Raw genomic sequence first — 23,388 nt, forward strand, 5'->3', positions numbered from 1 at the left:
TTTCTGCCGGACTGGGCCACGGCGACAGCGCGGGGCCGCGGTAGCGGAGTTGGGGATCCGGTACGGCGGCGCGGCGCGTGTTCACGGCGGGGTCAGTATTGGACCTTGACCGCGGCCCCGGAGAAGCTCTGGGCCGCGTGGAGGCTGATGTAGTTGTAGCCGGTCGGGGGGTTGGTGATGGTCAGGGTCTCGTTGTTGCCCGAGTTGGTCGAGCGGTGGGTGTGGGCCGACGTGCTAGCCCAGGTGGTGGGGTTGTAGTAGAGGTCGGCGTTGCCGGTGCCGCCCGAGGAGGTGATGGTCAGCTTGGCGGTGCCCGCCGGGACGTAGAGGTAGAGGTATCGGTAGTCGCCGGCGGGGGCTGACAGGTTGCCGCGCTGGCAGTTGCGGCCGAGCTCGTCGGTCCTGCTGGAGGTGCATTCGGGGGTGGTGGATCCGCCCGAGGCGACCGTGACCTGCTTGTCGGCGGCGGCGGTGGCGCCTCCGTTGTCGGTGACGGTCAGCTTCACCGTGTAGGTGCCGGCGGTGGTGTAGGTGTGGGAGGGGTTGGCCGAGGTCGACGAGGCGCCGTCGCCGAAGTCCCACCGGCGCGAGGCGATCGTCCCGTCGGAGTCGGTCGAGGCGTCGGTGAAGTTCACCGCGAGGCCGTCTGCGGTGAAGGTGAAGGCCGCCTGCGGCGCCTGGTTGCCGCCGCCGCCCGCGCAGCCGCCCGCCGCGCACGCCGCCAGCCAGGTCCGCCAGTCGCTGTCGTAGCGGCTGCCGATCGTCGTGGTCAGGAAGGTCCGGGCGGAGTCCCAGGCGCCGGTCCGGTAGTGGCCGAGGACGGTGGCGACGTCACCGGGGTGCTTGTCCAGCATGTAGCGCACCGCCAGGTAGCCCCAGCGGTAGATGCGGGTCGTGTCGTGGTCGTAGGTGGTGTTCCACAGCGTGCTGAGGGCGTAGGTCTGCTTGGCCGCCTCGGTGATCGCGGCGTCGTAGGCGAGCTTGCGGTAGGAGTAGGAGACGTACTCGGCGAAGCCCTCGATCCACCAGATGGTGGGGGTGGCGACGCCGGCCTTGAAGTCGCCGTGCATGTTGAACCGGCCGTCGAGGTAGTGGGTGTACTCGTGGTTGAGGTTCCAGATCTGGAAGGCGGGCCGTACCCACTCGGCCTCGTAGGCGATGAAGCGGGGCTGGTTGCCCGCGGCGGACGGGTTGCCCTCCAGGTACATCCCGCCGTTGTTGGTGTCGATGCCGAACATCGCGCCGGCGTAGGTCTGGTAGTCGGTGCTGGAGTCGAAGACGCAGACCTCGATGGTGGTGTTGTTGTCACCGTCGACCGGGCGGTTGCCGTCCTTGGCGACGCCGTGGAAGTAGGCGTCCTGGTCGGTGAGGCTCCGGCAGCTCTCGGCCAGCTGCGCCGACGTCATCTCCTGGGCGCGGATCTTGATGCTGGTGCCGCAGGTGTAGTTGACGGGCAGCACGTTCCGCGCGAGGAGCTGCTGGAGGTCGCAGGTGCCGTAGGAGGAGCAGTTGGCCTTGTCGTAGGAGTCGGTCATCTCGGCCACGCCGACCCAGAGGGGGGCGGTGGCCCCGGTGATGTTGCTGCGGCCGAGCAGGTCCTTGGCCATCGGCCGGATCTTGGTCAGCAGCGTGGCGTACTGGAGGAAGCGGCCGAGCTCCCGACCGGCGTTGGAGGTCAGGTAGGAGCGCTGGGTGCCGAGCAGGCCGAGGTGGTTCAGCGCGAAGGTGTTGAGGGTGTCGATGACGCTCGGGTCCGCCTTGACCGCGCTGACGAACGCCGGGACCTGGTGGCCGCGGAAGAGCACCGTGTAGACGTTGTTGACCGCGTTGAGCATCCACCAGTGGGCGTCGTAGGAGGTGTCGTAGCCGTTGAGCAGGCGCTTGACGACGTTGAGGTAGCGGTCGTTCTCCTGGGCGCTGTCGATCAGGGTGACGGCCTCGGCGAGGATCTCGCCGTTGGCGTCGTTGACGGTCGAGGAGCGGGAGTTGCCGAAGAAGCCGTCGAGGCCGGACTGGATGGCGGTCTTCAGGGCGGGCCCGTAGGCGCCCACGGTGGAGGGGTTGTACCACTGCACGTAGTAGCCGGCGCGCAGGTACAGCACGAGCTGGGCGGTGCTCGTGCTGTTGTCCCCCGGGTAGGAGACGGCGTTGTCGCGCAGCGCGTACGCGACGCTGGTCATCTGCGACTCGCGGAAGGCGTAGTAGGCGTCGCTGCCGGTCAGGTTGAACAGGGTGTTGACGCAGTCGGTGGTCGAGGCCTTGATCTGCTGGACAAGGGCGCTCCCGGACCGGCTGGTGAAGTCACCGATGTTGCACGCGGCCGCCGCCTTGGCCGTCCGGCCGGTGGCCGAGGGTCTCGGATGCTCCGGTGCGGGTTCGGGCTCGTCCTCGTCGTGCCGCAGGGCGTCCGTCGAGGCGGACAGCGGCGGGCGCTCCTTGACCTTCTGCGGGGACGCCTGGACGTGCGGCGTCTCGCCGCCGGCGGGGTCCGCTCCGACGGGCGGGGGGCCTGTGACGGCGCCGCTGGGTGCGGCGGCGGTCCCGGACGGGGCGGCGCTCGCGGGCGAGGCCGCCAGCGGCTGGAGGACGAGCCCCAGGGCGAGGACGGGTGCGAGCAGCGCCGGCAGGCGCCTGCCGAACTCGCGCGGGGACGGCGTGGTTCTCAATTAAACCTCCGGGGGGTATCCACAACGGGATGCGAGGTTGGGTTCGGCCGGCGGTGGACGACGGAAGTGCGGGGGGTGTGCCGATGATTCAGCAGGTGGGGGGTGCGCCGCCGAATCGGCAGGTGGGGGGTGTGCTGCCGAATCGGTAGCCGGGGGGTGTGCTGCCGAATCAGCAGGGGAGAAGTCGGGGGCTCCGCCGGGCCTGGGGGTGGAGCGGGGGGTTCCGGGACTCCAGATCCGGAGAATCGGAGGGACGCATTGCCCGAAGTTTCATGGCCGGATGCGGCCTGCCGTCATAACCCGGAACATAATTCTTGGCTATGGATCTCGACATCAGGCATCTCCGCATGATTTGTGCGATAGCGGAAACAGGTAGCGTCACAGGGGCCGCGGCCCGGCTGGGCCTGTCCCAGCCGGCCATGACCAACCAGCTGCACCGCGTCGAGGAGCTGGTCGGCGGGGCGCTCTTCGTGCGCAGCCACTCAGGGGTGCAGCCGACATCCTTGGGACGCCAGATCGTCGCCCGCGCCCGCATCGTCCTGGCGGAGGTCGACGCGCTCTTCGGCGACCTGCGCGGACCCACCGGCCCGGCCGGGGTCGTCCGGCTGGGCTGCGTGCACCTGGCCTGCGTCGCGAGCGTCGTCGACCGGGTCGGCGACACGCTGCCCGGACACGAGGTCTCGCTGCGTATCGAGCCCTCCGCGACCCTGCTGGCCGAGGCGCTCTCGCACGGCCAGCTCGACGCGGCGCTGCTGGGCGTCATCGAGGGGTTCGACGTCACGCTGACGGCGCCCGTCGTCAGCCGCACCCTGGTCCCCCGGTACCCGATATTCATCGCCCTGTCGGCGGCCCACCGGCTGTCCGGGCAGGAGGAGATCCACCTCGCCGACCTGAAGGACGAGTCCTGGATCAGCCCGCCGGGCGCCGACGACGGCTCGCTCGCCGCGCTGCGGGCCTCCTGCCGCGCGGCCGGGTTCGAACCCAACCTGCGCTACGACGCCCCGAGCGGCGCCGGGCGCCCGCTGGTCGCGGCCGGGCACGGGGTGCGCCTGGTCGATCCCTCCTGGCCGGCGCCGCCCGGCACGGTCGTCCGCCCCCTGGCCGGTCAACCCCAGGTCGCCCGGCTGGTCGTGGCCTGGCGCCGGGACCGGCTGAGCAACGAGCAGGCGGCGGCGCTCTACCGCGGTCTCGCGACCGCCTACACCGACCACGTGGGCGACAATCCGGTCTTCAAGCGCTGGTGGGACGCGCATCCGGAGGTGCATCCGCTCATCTGAGCGGCCGGGGGGCCTGGCCGGATCCGGCCATCGGGAATGACTACGGATTGATAACGCTCTATTGTGAATGGTATTTCACATTACTATGTTACGCATCACTCTCGATCTTCCCCCAGCGACGTGGAGTGATCAATGTCCCCCAGGACTACAGCGGGCCTCTGCCTGCTCGCGGCGGCGGTTCTGTCAGGCACGGCGGCCTGCGGTGGGAGCGGCGGAGCACCCGCCGCGGACCGGTCCGGGGAGGCCTCGCAGCCCTCCTCCGGCGAGGCCACCCGGGGCGGGACGCTCACGATCCTGTCCAACCAGGACTTCGCCCACCTCGACCCGACCCGCAACTGGACGATGCCGGAGATGGACTTCGGCCTGCGCTACCTCTACCGCTCCCTCGTCACCTACAAGGCCGAACCGGGCGCGGCCAGCCTGCAGGTCGTCCCGGACCTGGCCACCACCACCGGCGAGATGTCCGACGGCGGCAAGACCTGGACCTTCACCCTCAAGGAGGGCCTGAAGTACGAGGACGGCTCCCCCATCGTGGCCGCCGACATCAAGTACAACGTGGAGCGGTCCTTCGCCCCCGAACTGCCGGGCGGCCCCAACTACGCCCGGCTGGTCCTGGCCGGCGGCGAGAAGTATCGGGGCCCCTACAAGGACGGTTCCCTGAAGTCGATCGAGACCCCCGACGACAGAAAGATCATCTTCAGGCTCAAGCGCCCCGTGGCCGAATTCCCCTACTACGCCACCCTGCCGACCTTCGCACCGGTGCCCCGGGCCAAGGACACCAAGGCCCAGTACGACAGCCGCGTCTTCTCCTCGGGCCCCTACAAGATCGACACCTACGACCGGGGCAAGGAACTCGTGCTCAGCCGGAACGAGCACTGGGATCCGGCCACCGATCCGGCTCGCAAGGCGCTGCCGGACAGGGTCGTCGTCAAGCAGGGCCTGCGGCAGAGCGTGATCGTGGACCGGCTCATCGCCGACCAGGGCGACGACCAGACCGCGGTCACCTACGCCGACGTCAACGGCGAGAGCTTCGCCAAGATCCTCACCAACTCCAAGGTCAAGGCGCGCTTCCACAACGAGATCCGGGGCTGCACCGACACCCTGGCCATGAACACCACCATGGCGCCCTTCGACAATCCGAAGTTCCGGCTGGCCCTGCAGTACGCGATCGACAAGGAGGCCTACCAGACCATCAAGGGCGGCCCGGCCTTCGGTGAGGTCGCCACCGCCTACCTGCCGCCGTCGCTGTCCGGCGGTGTCCCGCAGGACACCCTGAAGATCCCGCCGACCGGCGACGTGGCGAAGGCCAAGGCACTGATCACCGAGTCCGGCGTGGCGACGCCGGTGAAGATCAAGATGTACGCCTCTACCGGCGACAAGGGCGCCGCCACCGCGATCCAGGAGTCGCTCAAGCGCGTCGGCGTCGAGACCGAGATCAGCACCTTCGACCCGTCGGTCTACTACGACACCATCGGCGACACCGCCAAGTTCGACGGCATGGCGCTGTACGGCTGGTGCCAGGACTACCCGTCCGGTTCCTCCTTCATCCCGATGATGTTCGACGGCCGCACCATCACCGAAAAGGGCAACAGCGGCAACATGTCGCTGTTCAAGGACCAGGAGACCATGGACAAGATCGACGCGATCTACGCCATGACCGACCTGAAGGCCGCCGACCAGGCCTGGGTCGACCTGGACGCCGCGATCATGCAGAAGACCCCGATGATCCCCCTGCTCTGGATCCGCAAGCCGCTGCTCACCGGCTCCAAGATCGGCGGCGCGTTCGGCCACCTGATCTGGTCCGGCCAGTTCGACTACGCCACGCTCGGGATCAGGAAGTGACCGCCACCGCGCGCGAGGCGGCCGCGGTGGACTCCGCGGCCCCGCCCCGCCGCGGCCGCTCCCCCGGCCGGATCGCCTACGAGCGGCTCCGCCGCGACCCGGCCGCGCTGTCCGGCCTCGCCGTCGTGACGGTCTTCGTCGCCATGGCCCTGGCCGCCCCGCTGCTGACCGGCCTCAACGGCTGGGAGCCCGAGACCTTCGACAAGACCGCGATCGACCAGGCGCTCGGCGGGATCCCCAAGGGGGATCTCGGCGGGATCAGCGCCGAGCACTGGCTCGGCGTCGAGCCGGGCAACGGCCGCGACGTCTTCAGCCGCATCGTGTACGGCGCGCGGGTGTCGCTGCTGATCGCGGTGGCCTCCACGGCCGTCACCGTGCTCGTCGGCACCGCGGTCGGCCTGACCGCCGGATACTTCGGCGGCAGGGTGGACACCGTGCTCAGCCGGATCATGGACCTGGTGATGTCCTTCCCCAGCCTGATCTTCATGCTGGCGCTGCTGTCGGTCGCGCCCGACGCCGACCGCGTCCTGCTGCTCGTGCTGATCATGAGCATGTTCAGCTGGCCGTACGTCGGGCGCATCGTGCGCGGGCAGACGCTGAGCGTCAAGCACCGCGAGTTCGTGGACGCCGCCCGGGTCAACGGCGCCATGGGAGCGCACATCCTGCTGAAGGAGATCCTGCCCAACCTCACCGCGCCGATCCTCGTCTACACGACGCTGGCGATCCCGGCCAACATCGGCACCGAGGCCGCGCTGTCCTTCCTCGGCGTCGGCGTGCGGCCCCCCACCCCGTCATGGGGCCAGATGATCGACAACGGCCTGCTCTGGTACCAGACCGTGCCGACCTACTTCATGATCCCCGGCATCTGCCTGTTCCTGACCGTCCTGGCCTTCACCCTCCTCGGGGACGCGCTGCGCGACGCCCTCGACCCGAAGGGAGCGGGCCGATGACCCTTTACACGCTGCGGCGGCTGGCCGCGGTGGCGGGCGTGCTGCTGGTCATCTGCGCGGTGACCTTCGCCGTCTTCTACGTGCTCCCCTCGGACCCGGCCGCCCACGCCTGCGGCAAGACCTGCACCCCGGAGCAGGTGCGGCTGGTGCGCGGGCAGATGGGCCTGGACCGGCCGGTATACGAGCAGTTCGGCACCTACGTGGCCGGCATCTTCGCCGGCCGCACGCTGGGCACCGGCCCGGCCGCGCTGGAGTGCTCCGTCCCCTGTTTCGGCTACTCCTACCAGAACGCGCTGCCCGTCTGGGACCTGCTGACCGACCGCCTGCCGGTGAGCGTCTCGCTGGCCCTCGGCTCGGCCGTGCTCTGGCTCGCCGGCGGCCTGGCCGTCGGGCTGGTCGCGGCCCTGCGCCGGGGGAGCACGCTCGACCGCTCGCTCATGGCGGCCACGCTCGCCTCCGCCTCGGTGCCGGTCTACTTCACCGCGATGATGCTGCTGCTCGTCCTGGTCCAGCAGCTCGAATGGCTGCCCTACCCCGACTACCGGCCGATCACCGAGGATCCGGCCGCCTGGGCGGGCAACCTGCTGCTGCCCTGGATGACGCTCGCCAGCCTGTACGCCGCCATGTACGCCAGGCTCACCCGGGCCTCGATGATCGAGACGATGGCGGAGCCGTACATCAGGACGGCCCGTGCCAAGGGCCTGTACGAGCGGACCGTCGTCACCAAGCACGGCCTGCGCTCGGCGCTCACCCCGATCGTCACGATCTTCGGCATGGACCTGGGCGGCCTGCTCGCCGGGGCGGTCATCACCGAGCACGTCTTCGGCCTGCCGGGCATCGGACAGCTCACCTACGACGCGATCTTCAAGGCCGACCAGCCCGTCGTCCTCGGCGTCACCCTGCTGGCCGCCTTCTTCATCACCCTGGCCAACCTCGGCGTGGACCTCGTCTACGCCGTGATCGACCCCCGTGTGAGGTACGCGTGATCCTGGAAGTCAGAGACCTGCGGGTGAGCTTCCCGGCCGGGACCGCGGTGGACGGGATCGGCTTCACCCTGGACCGGGGCCGCACGCTCGGCATCGTGGGCGAGTCGGGCTCCGGCAAGTCGGCGTCATCGCTTGCGATCATGGGCCTGCACCGCGAGGCCGCCGTCTCCGGCTCGATCGTCTTCGACGGCGAGGAGCTGGTGGGCGCACCCGCCTCCCGGCTCCGCGAGCTGCGCGGCCGCCGGATGGCGATGATCTTCCAGGACCCGCTGTCGTCGCTGCACCCCTTCTACACCGTCGGCGAGCAGATCGCCGAGGCCTACCGGCTGCACCTGCGGGCCTCGCGGCGGGCGGCGCGCGAGCGCGCGGTGGAGATGCTCGCGGAGGTGGGCATCCCCGAGCCGAGGCGGCGCGCGGGCGAGTATCCCCACCACTTCTCCGGCGGCATGCGACAGCGCGTGATGATCGCGATGGCCCTGTCCTGCGAGCCGGACCTGCTCATCGCCGACGAGCCGACCACCGCCCTGGACGTGACCGTGCAGGCGCAGATCCTGGAGCTGATCAAGAGGATCCAGGAGGACCGCGGCGTGGCGGTCATGATGATCACTCACGACCTGGGCGTCGTGGCGCGGGTCGCCGACGAGGTCCTGGTGATGTACGGCGGGCGCACCGCCGAGCACGCCCCCGCCCGGGAGGTCTTCCGGGCCCCCCGCCACCCCTACACGCGGGGGCTGCTCGCCTCGGTCCCCCGCCTGACGGCCGCCGACGGGCAGGACGGAGGACGGCTGCGGGCGATCCCCGGCAACCCGCCGTCGCTGCTCGCGCCACCGTCCGGCTGCCGGTTCCACCCGCGCTGCGCCCGTTACGCCGCAGCCCCCCACGACGCCTGCGTCACCGAGGCCCCCGAACCGCGCCCGGCCGCGCCCGGCGGCTCCGGGCCGCTGGGCGCGGGCCACCGGACGGCCTGTCACCTCGCCGAGATCCCCGGAGGCACACGATGACCGTACAGTCCACCGCCGGGCCGGAGGCGGCGGGCCGGACCGCGCCGCTGCTGGCCGTACGGGATCTGCGGATGACCTTCGGCGGGCGACGGGCCGGGGTGAAGGCCGTGGACGGCGTCACCTTCGACGTGCGGCCCGGGGAGACCCTCGGTCTGGTCGGGGAGTCCGGCTGCGGCAAGTCCACCACCGGCCGGATGATCGTCCGCCTGCTGGAACCCACCGGCGGCACCGTCACCTTCGACGGCCGCGACATCACCCGTCTCAGCCAGCGCGACCTGCGCCCGCTCCGCCGGGACATCCAGATGATCTTCCAGGACCCGTCCGCGTCGCTGAACCCCCGCCAGACCGTCGAGCGCATCGTCTCCGGCCCGTCACGGCTGCTGGACCGGCGCGGCGTGATCGAGCTCCTGGAGCGGGTCGGGCTGGGCGCCGAGCACGCCGACCGCTATCCGCACGAGTTCTCCGGCGGCCAGGCCCAGCGCATCGGCATCGCCCGGGCGCTGGCGTCCCGGCCCAGGCTGATCGTCTGCGACGAGCCGGTGTCGGCGCTGGACGTGTCGATCCAGGCGCAGATCGTCAACCTGCTCACCGACCTCCAGCGGGAGCTGGGGCTGGCGTACCTGTTCATCGCCCACGACCTGTCGGTGGTGCGCCACATGTGCGACCGGGTCGCGGTGATGTATCTCGGCCGCGTCGTGGAGATCGGCCCCCGCGAGTCCGTCTACACCGACCCGGCCCATCCCTACACCCGCGCCCTGCTGTCGGCCGTGCCGGTCCCCGACCCGGAGGTGGAGCTCACCCGTGAGCGGATCGTCCTGCTGGGCGACCCGCCCAGCCCGGCGGCCCCGCCCCCGGGCTGCTCCTTCAACCCCCGCTGTGCCTCGGCCCGGGACCTGTGCCGGAGCCAGGCGCCCCCGCTCGGACCGCACGGCGCCGGCGGCAGGAGGGTGGCCTGCCACTTCCCCGGCTGACGGTCCCCCGCCGATGACCTCCCGGCCGGCGGCGCGGACCGGCGCCCGCCGGGCCCGTGGCGTTCAGCCGTCGCCGAGCGGCCGGGTCAGGCGGCGGCGGAACACCCAGTAGGTCCAGCCCTGGTAGGCCAGCACCAGGGGTGTGAAGACGGCCGCGACCCAGGTCATCACCGTGAGCGTGTACGGGCTGGAGGCGGCGTTGTCGACGGTGAGGCTGTTGGCGGGGTCGAGCGCGGGCATCACGTCGGGCCACAGGGTGGCGAACAGGGTGACGGTGACCGCGACGATGGCCACCGTGTTGGCGGTGAAGGCCCAGCCGTCGCGGCCACGCACCGTCGCGACCAGGGCGCCCGTGATCGACGCGGCGGCCAGCGCCACGGTGGCCCAGGTGACGGGTCTGCCCACCGTCAACTGGGTGATCACGAGGAAGAGACCGCCGACGGCCAGCGCCGCCGGAGCGGCCACCCGGATCAGCCGCGCGGCGCGCTCGCGCAGCTCCCCGCCGGTCTTCAGCCGGACGAACAGGGCGCCCTGCAGGGTGAAGAGCACGAGCGTGGCCAGACCGCCGAGCAGCGCGTAGGGGTTGAGCAGGGTGAGCAGCGAGCCGGTGTACTCGTGGTCGGCGTCCAGCGGGACGCCGCGCACGATGTTGGCGAAGGCCACTCCCCACAGGAACGCCGGCCCGAGCGACCCCCAGAAGAACGCGCGGTCCCAGCCGGTGGGGCTGTCGCTCTTGTTACGGAACTCCAGGGCGACGCCGCGCACGATGAGGGCCACCAGGATGACGAACAGCGGCAGGTAGAAGCCGGAGAACAGGGTCGCGTACCACTCGGGGAACGCGGCGAAGGTCGCGCCGCCCGCCACGAGCAGCCAGACCTCGTTGCCGTCCCACACCGGCCCGATGGTCTGGACGAGGACGCGCCGGTCGGCCTCGTCACGGCCCAGCAGCGGTAGCAGGATGCCGACGCCGAAGTCGAAACCCTCCAGCACGAAGTAACCCGTCCACAGGACGGCGATGAGCAGGAACCAGACGGTGGTGAGCTCCATGACTGCTCCTTCGGCAGGACGGGTTCAGTAGGACAGGGCGGGGACGGTGTCGGCGGGCCGGTCGGGCTCGCCCTCGTCGTCCGGGCCGATCCGGATGAACTTCAGCAGCAGCCGGATCTCGACGACCGCGAGCACCGCGTAGATCAGGGTGAAGCCGGCCAGCGAGACGGCGACCTCGGTGACGTCCACACCGGGCGAGACCGCGGCGGCGGTGCGCATGATCCCGAAGACGGTCCACGGCTGGCGGCCCATCTCGGTGAAGATCCACCCCAGGGAGTTGGCCAGGAACGGCAGGCCGATCCCCAGGATCGCCAGCCGGTGGAACCACGGGCCGCGCGGCAGCCGCCCGCGCCGGGTGGCCCAGAGGCCGGCGAGCGCGAGCAGCGCGGCCAGCGCCCCGAAACCGATCATCAAGCGGAACGACCAGTAGGCGAGGCCCACGACGGGCCTGTAGTCGCCCGGGCCGTAGAGGCTCTCGTAGCGGGCCTGGATGTCGTTGATCCCCTCGACGCGGCCGTCCGGCGTGTTGGTGGACAGCAGGCTCAGGCCGTACGGGATCTGCAGGTTGATGTGGTTGCGGCCGTTCTCGACGTCGCCGACGGCGAACAGCGAGAAGCCGGCGGAGGTCTCGTCCTCCCACAGCGCCTCGGCGGCGGCCATCTTCATCGGCTGCTGTTCGGTCATGATCTGCGCCTGCCAGTGACCCGACAGTGCGACCCCGACGGAGGCGGCCAGGGTGACGGTCAACGCCAGGCGGGCGGAGGTGCGGAACAGCCCGACCTCCCTGCCGCGGGCGAGCTGCCAGGCGCTCACCCCGAGGACGAAGGCGCCGGCGGTGACGAACGCGCCGAAGATCACGTGCGGGAACGTCACCAGCGTGGTGGAGTTGGTCAGCACCGCCCAGATGTCGGTCAGCTCGGCCCGGCCGGTGACCGGGTTGAGCCGGTAGCCGACCGGGTGCTGCATCCAGGAGTTGGCCGCCAGGATGAAGTAGGCCGAGATGTTCGTGCCGATCGCGGCCACCCAGATCGTCGCCAGGTGGAGCCTGGGCGACAGCCTGTCCCATCCGAAGATCCACAGGCCGAGGAAGGTGGACTCCAGGAAGAAGGCCATCAGCCCCTCCATGGCCAGCGGGGCGCCGAAGACGTCACCCACGAAGCGGGAGTAGTCACTCCAGTTCATCCCGAACTGGAACTCCTGCACGATGCCGGTGACCACGCCCATCGCGAAGTTGATCAGGAAGAGCCTGCCCCAGAACTTGGTCAACCGCAGATAGGCCGGTTTCCGGGTGCGGTGCCAGGCGGTCTGCAGTCCCGCGACGACGATCGACAGGCCGATCGTCAGCGGCACGAACAGGAAGTGGTAGACGGTCGTTATACCGAACTGCCAGCGGGACAGGTCCAAGACGTCCATCAGTGCTCCAGGTAATCAGTGGGTCACTGAAGGGTGGCCGGACGGGCGGGGTCCGGCGTAGGGCCGGCGGACCCCGTCTGGGGGGACCTTCGTCCCGACCACGGACCGCACCCCGGTCCGCCATACGGGCCGGACCGACATGGTGGGGTACGGCCGGCCGGCGCCGGAGAGGTGGTGCACGGGCCGGCGCCGGGCTCGCGGAGGCGCGGGGCGCCGCCTTCTCCCGCTCCTGAGGCACCCCGTACCTCGACCCGGCGATGGACGTCGAGTAAGGTTTACCTGCCCTAATTAAGGTAACCCTTTCCAACCGCCTGGAGTGACGGTGTTCGCCAGCTACCTCATCGGCCTGCGCGAGGGGCTGGAGGCCACGCTCGTGGTCTCCGTCCTCGTCGCGTTTCTGGTCAAGAGCGACCGCAGGGACCGGCTCCCCCTCGTGTGGCTGGGGGTGATCGCCGCCGCGACGCTCTCGATCGGTTTCGGCGCGCTGCTCACCTTCACCGCCGCCCATCTCGGCCACCGGCAGCAGGAACTCTTCGACGCGGTCACCTCGCTCCTCGCCACGGTCTTCGTGACCTGGATGATCTTCTGGATGCGCCGGGCCGCCCGCTCGCTCTCCGGCGAGCTGCGCGCCAAGCTCACCGACGCGCTGCGGCTCGGCCCGGTCGCCGTGGTCGTCATGGCGTTCCTGGCCGTGGCCCGCGAGGGCCTGGAGACCGCGCTGCTGTTCTTCGCCTCCGTCCAGGGCGCGACCACCAGCGCCACCCCGCTGATCGGCATCAGCCTCGGCATCCTCACCTCGATCGTGATCGGCTGGGGCCTCTACAAGAGCGCCCTGAAGATCAACCTCACCACGTTCTTCACCTGGACCGGGCTGCTGCTGATCCTGGTCGCCGCCGGAATCTTCAAGTACGGCGTGCACGACCTGCAGGAGGCCAACATCCTGCCGGGCCTGTCCACCCAGGCGTTCGACATCAGCGCCGTCCTGCCCGCCGACTCGTGGTGGGGCGCGCTCGTCTCGGGGATGTTCAACATCACACCGCAGCCGACGGTGCTGGAGACCATCGCGTGGGTCGCCTACGCGGTGCCCACGCTGGTGCTGTTCCTGCGCCCGCCGTCGTCCAGGCGGCCCACCCCCACTGTCTCCACCACCGCCTGAAAGCAGAAGAATCATGCGTAACCCCATCATCCTGGCCGCAGCCGGGCTGGCCCTGGCCACGCTGTCCGCCTGCTCCGGGGAGCCCCAGACGGCCACCACGGCGGGCGCGAGCCCGGCCAAGGACGCCAAGATCGCCGTCGCGGCCAGCGACACCGCGTGCAAGGTCGCCGTCAGCGAGATCAACGCCGGCACCTCCACCTTCGCGATCACCAACGGCGGGTCCAAGGTGACCGAGTTCTACGTCTACGCGGCGGGCGACCGGGTCATGGGCGAGGTGGAGAACATCGTGCCGGGCCTGACCCGCGAGGTCATCATCGAGCTGCCGCCCGGCACCTACGAGGCCGCCTGCAAGCCCGGCATGGTCGGCAAGGGCATCCGCAACCCGCTGAAGGTCAGCGGCGAGCACAAGCCGCTGTCCGACGACGCCCAGCTCGCGGAGGCAACCGCGGGCTACAAGCGCTACATCAAGTCGCAGAGCGACACGCTGCTGGTCAAGACCCAGGAGTTCGTCGACGCCGTCAAGGCCGGCGAGATCGACAAGGCCAAGGACCTCTACCCGGTCGCGCGCACCTACTGGGAGCGCATCGAGCCGGTCGCCGAGATCTTCGGCGACCTCGACCCGGCCATCGACGCGCGCGAGGCCGACCTCGAGGAAGGCCAGGAGTGGACCGGATTCCACCGGATCGAGAAGGATCTGTGGATCAAGAAGGACGTCGCCGGGGACGGCCCGATCGCCGACAAGCTGATGACCGACGTCAAGACCATCGTGCAGAAGGCCAACGAGGCCCAGCTCTCCCCCCTCCAGCTGGCCAACGGCGCCAAGGAGCTGCTCGACGAGGTCGCCACCGGGAAGATCACCGGTGAGGAGGACATCTGGTCGCACACCGACCTGTGGGACTTCGACGCCAACCTGCAGGGCTCCAAGGCCGCCGTCCAGGCGCTGCGCCCGGTGCTGGAGGAGCGCTCGCCCGAACTGGTCAAGACGCTCGACGAGAAGTTCGCCCTCGCCGAGGCCGCGCTGGGCGCCCACCAGAAGGGCAGCGGCTGGAAGCTGCACAACGAGCTGTCGAAGGCGGAGCTGAAGGAGCTGTCCGACGCGATCAACTCGCTGGCCGAGCCGATCAGCAAGCTGGCCGCCGCCGTCACGGCGTGAACCACGCGCCGTGAGGCGCATGGCCCGGGCCGCGCGGGGTGAGCCGCGCGGCCCGGGCCCGCCGGCCGGGACGATCCGCGGACGCGTGACGCGTGGCGCGTCCGGCGTTCACGACCGGACCACCGCCACCGGGCAGTGCGCGTGGTGGAGCACGCCTCGGCTGACCGATCCCAGGATGATCGCCCTGATGGCGCCGCGGCCGTGCGAGCCCATGACGAGCAGGTCGGCCCGGGCCGAGGCGTCCACGAGAGCCGACACCGGGTGGGCGTGGGGAACCTCCTGCACGACGTCGACCCCGGGGAACCTCTCCTGCCAGGCGGCGAGCTGGCCGGCGGCCACCAGGCGCTGTGCCCGCCGTACCTCGCCGACGTCATAGGCGCTCTCCGGCGTGAACGCGTGCGCCACCACCTGCCAGGCGTAGACGGCGCGCAGCATGCACCCGCGCAGCCTCGCCTGCTCGAAGGCGAAGCCCAGCGCGGGCTCGGATCCGGAGGAGCCGTCGATGCCCACGACGACCTCACCGTGCGGCCCGCCCTCCTCCCCTCTGACGACCACGACGGCGCCCGAGGTGTGACCGGCCACGTGGACGACCGCCGAGCCCAGCAGCGCCCCGGCGAAACCTCCCGCGCCGTGGCTGCCGATCACGAGCTCGGTGGCCGTCCCGGCCTGGTCGCGCAGGGCCTCGACCGGTGCCCCCTCGATGAGCACGGTGGTCACGTCGACCTCCGGCCGCCGTTCGACGGCCACTCCGGCCGCCTCGGCCAGCACCTGCTCACCGGCGCGCATCATGAACTCGGGCCAGTCGGGCGGAGGGAAGACCGCGACGCCGTACGGCCAGCTGTCGACGACATGGACGATCCGCAGCGGCAGCCCCCTGCGGGAGGCGTCGTCGACCGCCCATCTCACGGCCGCCGTGGCGGTGGGCGAGCCGTCCGTCCCGGCGGCGACCAGTTCAGCCATGGCTCGCCCTCCTGCTCTCTGCGCCTGCTGGGGCTCCGTCGGAGCGTGACCTGGGCGGTCCCCGCCCAGCGGCGGCCGTCCGGCACGGGCGGGACCCCTGCCCCTCTCCTTCCCGGTCCCGGCCGGAGGGACCCCGCGGCCACGACGGCAGGCGCGGCCGGGCGGCGCTAGTGGCCCATCACGGGCCTCGCCCCCGCGGCCGGGATCGGCAGGTGCTCGCGGATGAGCAGCCCGCTCGCGGCCAGTACCCACAGTCCCGCCAGCAGACCGGGCAGGTACCCGACCAGCAGGCCGTCAGGCGCCAGCGCGCCCCCGGTGATCCCGACCGCGAACGCGGCCAGCACCATGACCACGGCGACCACCACGGCGGCCCAGGCCATCCAGAGCGGGAACACGCGCGTACGCATGATGGCCGCGGCCGAGGCCCCGAACGGCACCGCCATCGCGATCCCGGTGACCGTGCCCATCACCGTCAGAGCGGTGTACGGCCCGGCCGCGATCGCCAGGAGCGGCCTGTGCAGGGTCATCGCGTAGGTCATTCCGGCGAACACCGCCACGCCGACGAACCCGATCGCGGAGACGAGAATGTAGCCGGCGAGCACCAGCGCGGGTGCGTCGCTGCTCTCCTCCGCGCGCCGGAAGGCCGTGGCCAGCGCGGTGCCGAACCACAGGAACAGCGCGATCGCGATGGCGTACAGCAGCGCTCCGGCCAGGATCTGGGCCCGGTACTCCGCCAGGTATCCGGCGATCGTCGACACCGGGGCCGTGACCCTCGGCGCCCCTCCCATCACCAGCCGCCCGACGATCCAGAACACCAGTGCGCCGATGCCTGCCAGGCCACCCCATCGGAACTCGTGACTCTCCTTCACGTGAATCACCCCCACGCTCCACGATTCGCCGCTTCCGCCGACACTTCCAGGGCCGAAGGTCCCTACTTCGGCTGCCTTGGGGCAGCCGAGGGCCGATCGACCGGGACGGGGGGACCTTCGGCCCTTAACGCGGGTGAGGGCGGTCGGCAAGCTTGGGGGGTATGAAAGCCGACTCGGTCCGATTGGAGGCGCTCTCCCGCGGGGAGTGCATCGATCTGCTTGCCTCGACGCCGATCGGGCGGATCGTCTTCACCGACCGGGCACTCCCCGCGGTGCAGCCGGTCGGCTTCTGCCTCGACGGCGAGGACATCGTCATCCGCACCGGCGGGGGGTCCAAACTCGCCGCCGCCACCCGCCACACCGTGGTGGCCTTCGAGGCCGACGACTTCGACCTGCAGGCGTTCACCGGCTGGTCGGTCACCGCCGTGGGGCACGCGCGAGCCGTGCACGACCCCGCGGAGATCGCCCGACTGTCGGCACTGCCGCTGACGACCTGGGCGCTCGGCGGCTGGGACCACTTCATCGTGGTGCGGACCGAGCAGATCTCCGGCCGCCGCGTCCGGCGCTGAGGCGCTAGTGAGCCTGCGGCGGGGCGGGGACGACCGCGACGGGGCAGATCCCCCGCTGGAGGAGCGACCTGGCGACCGGACCGACTTTGCCGTGCCCGCGCGCGCCGCCGACCACCATGAGGCTCGCCTGTCTGGACAGGTCCGGCAGGAGGCTCTTGGCGGGCTCGGCGACGGAGCGGGCCTGGACGGACACCGCGGGATACCTGCCCTGCCACGGTTCCAGGCGCCGCGTCAGGTCGTCCTCGGCGCCCCTCGCGACGGCCTCCGTGTCGGGCACCAGCGGCATCGGCGCGCTCCACGCCGCCGGCTGCAGGCGCCTGGCCTGCACGGCAACCAGGTCCAGCCGCCGGATGTCGGCCTCGTGGAAGGCGAACTCGATCACCTCATCGGCTGTGTCCCCGGCCATTCCCAGGACCACGGCCCCGCGGTGCCGAGAGACGGGGATCGGGCCGGGGCCGCGCACCACGACCACCGGGCAGCTCGCGTGCGCCGCCACGTAGCCGGCCACCGACCCCAGAACGGTCCTGGCCAGGGTGCCCATGCCGCGGGAGCCCACCACGACCAGCTCCGCGCGGGCCGACAGCTCCACCAGCCGGTCGCCGGCGGCCCCCTCGTGCAGGTCGGCGGTGACACCGGTGATCGTGCTGCGCGCGCGGGCGCAGTCGGCCCCGTGGTACAGCACGTGTTCGGCCGCCTTGCGCAGGTGAAGCTTGGCCTCGTCATCGGCCTCGCCGTACGGCCACCGCCACGTGTGGGTCACCGCCAGGGGCAGCTTCCTGAGCTCGGCCTCGTCCATCGCCCATTCCAGGGCCTGCATGGAGAAGTCGGAACCGTCGTAGCCGACGACGACGTCACGGGTATCGGTCATCTTCCTCACCTCCCTCCCATGCTCGGCGCCCCGGCCCCGGCGCGGCAGGGCGGAAGGTCCCACCGGCCCGGGACCTTCCGCACTCCTTCCCCCTTCGCTTCCCCTTCCTCCCGTTTCCTCCTTCTTCCGCGTTCCTTCCGCGCGGGCTCCGGCCCGGGTGGTCCCGCGCCCCGTCCGTGCCGGGCGGCCGGGCCTCCGGATCGGGCCCGCCCGGCGCAGGTCCCCGACACCGGCGCGACGCGGCGTGCGGGATGCTTGATGGGTGGTCTGCCTGCGTTTCGCCGACGAGCTGCGGATGTTCCTCGCCCCGGACCGGCGGGGCGGGCAGGTGCGCGTGCCCCATGACGGCACCTCCTCGCTGGGCCATCTGGTCGAGTCGGCCGGCGTGCCGCTCACCGAGGTCGGGGGGCTGGTGCTCGGCGGGCGGCGGAGGGCCCCGTCCCACCGGCCGGATGACGGCGACACCGTGGACGTCCTGCCGGTGCGGAGGCCGCAGCGGGTCGACTCCGCCGGGTTCGTGCTGGACGTCCACCTGGGCACGCTCGCGCGGCGGCTGCGGCTGCTGGGCGTCGACGCCGCCTACGGCAACGACCGCGACGACGACGAGCTGATCGCCCAGGCGAACGCGGAGCGCCGGGTGCTGCTGACCCGGGACCGCGGCCTGCTGCGCCGCAGGGCGCTGTGGTCAGGAGCGTATGTGCGCGGAGTCCGGCCCGACGACCAGCTCGCCGACGTCCTGGACCGGTTCGCGCCCTCCCTGTCCCCGTGGACGCGGTGCACGGCCTGCAACGGGCTGCTCGCACCGGTCGCCAAGCAGGACGTGGAGCACCTCCTCGAACCGGCCACCCGCCGCACCTACGACACCTTCGCCCGCTGCCGCTCCTGCGGTCACCTGTACTGGCGGGGCGCCCACCAGCGGCATCTGGAGGCGATCGTCGAGCGGGCCCGCGGATGAGCGGCGCTCCGACGGAGGCCGGTTGCACCCGCAGGTCGCCCAGCAGGCGGACGGGCGGTCATGAGGGCCGGGTGGAGCTCCGCTCCCGCGCCCGGCCGATCTCCGCCGCCACGGCCAGCGCGGCGCTCTCCTGGAGGCGGTAGCCCATCGGGCGGGCCAGCTCCAGCGCCTCATCGGCGCAGGAGAGCGCCATGTCGCGCCGGCCCGTACCGAGGTGCGCGCGGGCGAGTCCGAGCAGGGCCCTGACCCGCATGTAGGGCATGCCCGCCTCGGTCGCGAGCCCGAGCGCCCGCTGATGCACCTCCACCGCCTCGCGGTGATGTCCGCCCGACGTATGGACGGTGCCGAGGACGTTCGCCGCACTGCACAGGGCGTAGACGTGACGGGTGTTCTCGGCCAGGTCGTGCGCCGCGACCGCGTGATCGAGGGCGGAGCCCAGACGGCCCGCGTCGCGGTGGATCTCCGCCATGGTGGCGAGGCTTTTGGTCTCGGACACGGGCAGGCCGCTCGCACGGTCGTGCGCGAGCGCCTCGGTGGCCAGGGTCAGGGCCTCGTCGAGATGTCCGAGGAGGCGCCGGACGGTCGCGAGTTCGTTCAGCGAGGAGCTCAGGGGGCTGTCGCGCAGCGTCCGGTGCAGTGCCACGGCACTGCGCAGGTGCCGCTCCGCCTCGTCGAGGGCACCGAGTTCGAGGCAGATGGTGCCCAGGTTGCTCAGGGCGTTCGTCTCGCCGTAGACGTTGCCGATGTCGCGGTTGACGCGCAGGGCGACGTCGAGATGGTTGGTGGCCTGCCGCAGTTCACCCTGATCATGACAGGCGGAGGCGGCGTTGTTGTGGGCGGTGGAGGTGCCTTGAGGCCATCCGGCCCGTTCGCTGTGGTGCGCGGCAGCGGCGTAGGCGGCGCGTGCCTCGTCGTAGTGGGAACGCAGGTAGGCGGCAGCGCCGGCGCAGAGCTGCGCCGCCGCCAGGCCGGACGGCTCGCCCTCGGCCGTGGCGGCGCGCAGGGCCGCCACGGCGACGGCGACGCAGTCGGCGATGTCGACATGTTGGAACAGGTGGCCGCGCAGGGTGTCGGCGATCAGCCACGCGTGGCGCCGCGGCCCGTGCTCGGCTGCGTGGACCGCGGTGGCGACCAGGTTCGCGCGCTCGTCCCGCAGCCAGTTCACGGCCGCGCCGCGCCGGCCCGGCGAGAGGCCGGCGTGCCCGTCCGGCGCCTGCGCGGCGGGCCGCCGGGTGATCGCTTGGACGGCGGGCAGCCGGGTGATCGCCGGATAGGCGATCTCGGCGGCCCGGGCGGCTCCGGCCAGGTACCAGGCGCCGAGACGTTCGGTGGCCTCATGGCGGCTCCCCAGGCCCTCCTCCTGCCGGGCGAGCTCCTCGGCGTACTGGCGCAGCAGGTCGTGGAAGGTGTGGCGGTGCGGCTGATGCTCCGTGAGAAGGTGAGCGGCGGCGAGCCGATCCAGCAGCCGCTCGGCCCGCGACACGTCGATGCCGGCCAGGGCCGCGGCGGCCGGGGCGGTGACGTCGGGACCGGGGACCAGGCCGAGCAGCCGGAACAGCCGCCGGGCGGGGAGCGGCAGCCGCGCGTAGGACAGGCCGAACGCGGCGCGCACCGCCAGGTCACCGTCGATCTGGAGCATATCCAGCCGCCCGGCGGCCAGTGCAGTGCCATAGTCGGCCAGGGACCAGCGCGGATGGGTGGCCAGGGTGGCGGCGGCCACGCGCAGGGCGAGCGGCAGGTGGGCGCAGAGCTGGACGATCTCCTCCGCTGCCCGCTGTTCGGCCGCCGGGCGCTCAACGCCGATCGCTGATCCCAGCAGTTCCAGGCTCTCGGCCTGGTCGAGCACGCCCAGGGAGAGCCGCCGGACGCCGTGGGAGGCGGCCAGCCCGGAGAGCGCGTCCCGGCTGGTGACCAGGGTCAGGCAGCCCGGCGCGCCCGGTAGCAGCGGCCGCACCTGGTCGGCCGTGTGGGCGTTGTCGAGCAGCACGAACATCCGCCTGCCCGACAGGTGCGACCGGTACAGGCCTGCGGCCGCCTCCTCCTGACCGGGGATCTGCTCGGCCGGCACGCCCAGCGAGCCCAGCATCCGGGTGAGCGCCTCCAGCGGCGCCATCGGCGGATGCAGTGAGTGGCCCCGCAGGTCGATGTAGAGCTGCCCGTCTGGGAACTCGCCGGCCATCTGGCGGCCGAAACGCACGGCGAGGGCGGTCTTGCCCACCCCGGCCGCCCCGGTGACGGCTGCCACGACGGCCGTGGTCGAGCCGTCGGGAACGCCGCAGCGCCGCAGCGTGGCCAGGTCGCGCTCGCGCCCCACGAAGCCCATGACGTCGGACGGCAGTTCGGCGGGGGCCGGAGCCGGCTGCGCCTGCTGCGGCGGCGGGGCGCCCAGGCCGGGGTCGTCGGTGAGGATCGCCGCTTCGAGCCGGCGCAACTCCGGCCCCGGGTCGAGCCCGAGCTCCTCGGCCAGCAGGGTCCGCCCGGCGCGGTAGACCTCCAGCGCGTCGGAGCGCCTCCCCGACCGGTAGAGGGCCAGCATGAGCAGCCCGCGCAGGCGTTCCCGCAGTGGCTGCTCGGCGAGGAGCGCCGCCAACTCGCCGGTCAGGTCGCGGTGCCGGCCCAGCGTCAGCTCCAGTTCGGCCCGCTCTTCGAGGGCGACCAGCCGGAGCTCCTCCCACCGGCTCACGGGGGCCTCCACCTCCGGCAGATCCAGATCGGCGAGCACCGGGCCGCGCCACCACGCCAGCGCCCGGCCCAGCAGGTCGCTCGCCTCGGCCGGCCGGCCCTCCCTCGCCGCCCGCCGGGCTCGCTCGACGTCCTTCTCCGCCAGCTGCACGTCGACGAGGCCACCGCACAGCCGGTAACCGGAACCCATGGTCTCGATGAGCTGCGGCTCGGCGCCGGCCTCTCGCAGCGCCCGGCGTACCGTAGCCATCGCGATCATCACCTGGTTGCGCACGGTGGCCGGCGGGTCGGTGCCCCAGATCGCGGCCAGGCGCTCGATGGTGAGCGTCTGTCCGTGGTGCACTGCGAGCATGGCCAGGACCGCCCGGGCGCGGTGCCCGCCCAGCCGCACCGCCCGCCCGTCCGCCACGGCCTCGAACGGGCCCAGGATCCTGAACTCCACCCCGCGGGCCCCCATGGTGATCACCATATCGGCTCCGCCCGCGCGATCGGCGCCGATCCGCCACCACAGTCACAGAGCCCGCAACCCGCCACCGTCCACGGCGAGCATCGTTCCCGTCAGGTACGAGGCCGCCGGTGAGAGCATGAAGGCGGCCACCCGGCCGAACTCCTCGGGCTCCCCGTACCGGCGGAGCGGCAGATCCTCCGGGATGGTCACGCCGCCGACCGGCCCCGGCCGCCCGAGGTCGGCGGTGCGGTCGGTCCGGATCCAGGCCGGCAGCAGGCCGTTGACCCGGATCCCCCGCGGCCCCAGCTGATCGGCCAGCGACTTGGCCACCATGGCCAACCCCGGGCGCAGGCCGTTGGAGACGTCCAGGTTCGGTATCCCGGCGCGTACCGCGGTGGACAGCACGGCCAGGATCGAGCCGCCTGGGCCGACGCCGCCCGCGACGGCGCGCATCAGGCGCACCGGTCCGAGGAAGACCTCGTCGAAGGCGCTTCTCCACTGCTCGTCGGTGACCGTCTCGACGCGTCCCGGCGGCGGGCCTCCCGCGTTCACCAGTGCCCCGTCGAGTCGCCCGAAGGTGTCGAGGGCGGCGGCGACCAGTACCGTCGCGGCCCCCGGCGTGGACAGATCGACCTGCAGGCCGATGCCGCGGCCCGGTCCGGGCAGCCGGACGGCCGCCTGCTCGGCGGCGCCCGCGGTGCGCGCGGCGAGCACGACGTGCGCCCCCTCGGCTGCGAGCACCTCGGCTGTCGCCCGGCCGAGCCCGCGCGAGGCTCCACCCACGATGTACACCCGCCCGGCCAGCCTCAGGTCCACGGCTCGCCCTCCGGCCCGTCGGGCCGGCGAGCCGGCGCCCTGCCGTGGCTGAGCCGCCGGTACAGCTCGGCCGAGCCGATCGCGGCGGGCAGGCCGCCCGCGACGCGGATCACCGCGTCTGCCGCGCCGCGCCACTCCCCCGCCTCGTCGGTGAGCACCGCCACGATCCGATCCCCGTCCTCCTCGTCACCTGGTTCCACGCTCGCGCTGGCGCAGTAGGAGATCCACCGCGCCTGCCGCGCCGCCAGATCGGCGGCGATGTCCGCGGGCAGGTCGTGCTCGGCGAGCAGGCGCCGCGCGAGCCCCGCCGCGAACTCGGCCGGGAACCCGGCCGCTCCCGGCCAGGCGGACGGGATGATCTCCTCGACCCAGCCGGTGTCGGCACAGTACTTCCGCGTGATCTCGCGCATGAGGTCCGCCACGGTGGCGGCGGTCGGGACGGACGGGTCGAACACGATGGCCCGGCCGCTCACGTGCGCCGGTAGCCGCCTCAGCGTGGCCCGCACCAGGGAGACGGCCGAGCAGTGGCCGAACAGGAGATAGGGCGGTCCGCCGAAGGACCGCACCGCTCCGGCCCAGTGGCGGGCCTGGGCGTCCACCGGCACCACCTCCTCGTGCAGCCCCGGATGTTCCAGAGGGTCCACGACATGGTCGACGCGGGCCCCGAAGCGGTCGCTGAGCGGCCGGAAGGATGCCGGCGGCGTCCGGGTGGAGAACTCGAAGCGGACGATCGTCGCCGGAGGCTCGATGACCAGCACG

General features: G+C 72.0%; 19 protein-coding genes. 10 read left to right on the forward strand and 9 right to left on the reverse strand.

What is annotated here, in order from left to right:
- Positions 1-92: 92 nt before the first annotated feature.
- The gene (locus tag ACWDS7_RS22125) at positions 93-2,666 is read right to left on the reverse strand and encodes a collagenase (RefSeq protein WP_451930793.1); all 2,574 of its coding nucleotides are present in this window, start codon (positions 2,664-2,666) and stop codon (positions 93-95) included.
- A gap of 320 nt (positions 2,667-2,986) precedes the next feature.
- Between ACWDS7_RS22125 and ACWDS7_RS22130 the strand changes: the two genes are divergently transcribed.
- The 6 genes from ACWDS7_RS22130 to ACWDS7_RS22155 all read left to right on the forward strand — a co-directional run bounded on the left by ACWDS7_RS22130 (position 2,987) and on the right by ACWDS7_RS22155 (position 9,693).
- Positions 2,987-3,943 (forward strand): LysR family transcriptional regulator, encoded by a 957-nt coding sequence (locus ACWDS7_RS22130; protein WP_451930794.1) that lies wholly within the window; start codon positions 2,987-2,989, stop codon positions 3,941-3,943.
- 132 nt (positions 3,944-4,075) lie between these two features.
- Positions 4,076-5,785 carry an ABC transporter substrate-binding protein gene (locus ACWDS7_RS22135; protein WP_451930795.1) on the forward strand — a complete coding sequence of 570 codons (1,710 nt, stop codon included), beginning with the start codon at positions 4,076-4,078 and terminating at the stop codon, positions 5,783-5,785.
- A complete protein-coding gene (locus tag ACWDS7_RS22140) occupies positions 5,782-6,735 on the forward strand; it encodes an ABC transporter permease (protein WP_451930796.1) in 954 nt (317 codons plus the stop codon). The genes ACWDS7_RS22135 and ACWDS7_RS22140 overlap by 4 nt, the downstream gene beginning before the upstream one ends.
- The gene (locus tag ACWDS7_RS22145; protein WP_451930797.1) at positions 6,732-7,721 is read left to right on the forward strand and encodes an ABC transporter permease; all 990 of its coding nucleotides are present in this window, start codon (positions 6,732-6,734) and stop codon (positions 7,719-7,721) included. Before ACWDS7_RS22140 ends, ACWDS7_RS22145 begins: the two co-directional genes overlap by 4 nt.
- Positions 7,718-8,722 (forward strand): ABC transporter ATP-binding protein, encoded by a 1,005-nt coding sequence (locus ACWDS7_RS22150; RefSeq protein WP_451930798.1) that lies wholly within the window; start codon positions 7,718-7,720, stop codon positions 8,720-8,722. Before ACWDS7_RS22145 ends, ACWDS7_RS22150 begins: the two co-directional genes overlap by 4 nt.
- On the forward strand, positions 8,719-9,693 hold the full coding sequence (locus ACWDS7_RS22155; RefSeq protein WP_370879603.1) for an ABC transporter ATP-binding protein: 975 nt from the start codon (positions 8,719-8,721) through the stop codon (positions 9,691-9,693). The genes ACWDS7_RS22150 and ACWDS7_RS22155 overlap by 4 nt, the downstream gene beginning before the upstream one ends.
- Before the next feature lie 63 nt (positions 9,694-9,756).
- Here the strand turns inward: ACWDS7_RS22155 and cydB are convergent, their stop codons facing one another.
- Together cydB and ACWDS7_RS22165 are read right to left on the reverse strand one after the other, a co-directional pair.
- A complete protein-coding gene (gene cydB, locus ACWDS7_RS22160; RefSeq protein ID WP_451930799.1) occupies positions 9,757-10,740 on the reverse strand; it encodes a cytochrome d ubiquinol oxidase subunit II in 984 nt (327 codons plus the stop codon).
- A gap of 24 nt (positions 10,741-10,764) precedes the next feature.
- Entirely contained in the window at positions 10,765-12,153 is a 1,389-nt protein-coding gene (locus ACWDS7_RS22165) for a cytochrome ubiquinol oxidase subunit I (protein WP_306858459.1), read from the reverse strand.
- A gap of 322 nt (positions 12,154-12,475) precedes the next feature.
- Here ACWDS7_RS22165 and efeU point away from each other — a divergent pair, with 322 nt between their 5' ends.
- Positions 12,476-13,309 carry an iron uptake transporter permease EfeU gene (efeU, locus tag ACWDS7_RS22170; protein ID WP_306858458.1) on the forward strand — a complete coding sequence of 278 codons (834 nt, stop codon included), beginning with the start codon at positions 12,476-12,478 and terminating at the stop codon, positions 13,307-13,309.
- A gap of 13 nt (positions 13,310-13,322) precedes the next feature.
- Positions 13,323-14,462, forward strand: a complete 1,140-nt coding sequence (gene efeO, locus ACWDS7_RS22175) for an iron uptake system protein EfeO (protein ID WP_306858457.1) — start codon at positions 13,323-13,325, stop codon at positions 14,460-14,462.
- A gap of 108 nt (positions 14,463-14,570) precedes the next feature.
- Here the strand turns inward: efeO and ACWDS7_RS22180 are convergent, their stop codons facing one another.
- Positions 14,571-15,422 carry a universal stress protein gene (locus ACWDS7_RS22180; RefSeq protein WP_451930800.1) on the reverse strand — a complete coding sequence of 284 codons (852 nt, stop codon included), beginning with the start codon at positions 15,420-15,422 and terminating at the stop codon, positions 14,571-14,573.
- A 167-nt stretch (positions 15,423-15,589) separates the two neighbouring features.
- Positions 15,590-16,291 carry a hypothetical protein gene (locus ACWDS7_RS22185; RefSeq protein ID WP_451930801.1) on the reverse strand — a complete coding sequence of 234 codons (702 nt, stop codon included), beginning with the start codon at positions 16,289-16,291 and terminating at the stop codon, positions 15,590-15,592.
- Positions 16,292-16,452: 161 nt separating this feature from the next.
- Between ACWDS7_RS22185 and ACWDS7_RS22190 the strand changes: the two genes are divergently transcribed.
- Entirely contained in the window at positions 16,453-16,860 is a 408-nt protein-coding gene (locus tag ACWDS7_RS22190; protein ID WP_451930802.1) for a pyridoxamine 5'-phosphate oxidase family protein, read from the forward strand.
- Positions 16,861-16,864: 4 nt separating this feature from the next.
- On the opposite strand, the gene ACWDS7_RS22195 is transcribed toward ACWDS7_RS22190, so the two are convergent.
- Entirely contained in the window at positions 16,865-17,728 is an 864-nt protein-coding gene (locus ACWDS7_RS22195; RefSeq protein ID WP_451930803.1) for a universal stress protein, read from the reverse strand.
- Between the two features lie 262 nt (positions 17,729-17,990).
- Between ACWDS7_RS22195 and ACWDS7_RS22200 the strand changes: the two genes are divergently transcribed.
- Positions 17,991-18,683: a Mut7-C RNAse domain-containing protein gene (locus tag ACWDS7_RS22200; RefSeq protein WP_451930804.1), complete on the forward strand. Its 693-nt coding sequence runs from the start codon at positions 17,991-17,993 to the stop codon at positions 18,681-18,683.
- A 58-nt stretch (positions 18,684-18,741) separates the two neighbouring features.
- On the opposite strand, the gene ACWDS7_RS22205 is transcribed toward ACWDS7_RS22200, so the two are convergent.
- From ACWDS7_RS22205 to ACWDS7_RS22215, 3 genes are read right to left on the reverse strand one after another with little or no spacing between them, the layout of a single operon-like run.
- On the reverse strand, positions 18,742-21,834 hold the full coding sequence (locus ACWDS7_RS22205; protein ID WP_451930805.1) for an AfsR/SARP family transcriptional regulator: 3,093 nt from the start codon (positions 21,832-21,834) through the stop codon (positions 18,742-18,744).
- Between the two features lie 42 nt (positions 21,835-21,876).
- Positions 21,877-22,629 (reverse strand): SDR family oxidoreductase, encoded by a 753-nt coding sequence (locus ACWDS7_RS22210; RefSeq protein ID WP_451930806.1) that lies wholly within the window; start codon positions 22,627-22,629, stop codon positions 21,877-21,879.
- Positions 22,620-23,387: a hypothetical protein gene (locus ACWDS7_RS22215; protein WP_451930807.1), complete on the reverse strand. Its 768-nt coding sequence runs from the start codon at positions 23,385-23,387 to the stop codon at positions 22,620-22,622. The genes ACWDS7_RS22210 and ACWDS7_RS22215 overlap by 10 nt, the downstream gene beginning before the upstream one ends.
- Between the last annotated feature and the right edge of the window lies 1 nt (position 23,388).

Source organism: Streptosporangium sp. NPDC003464 (assembly GCF_053588315.1).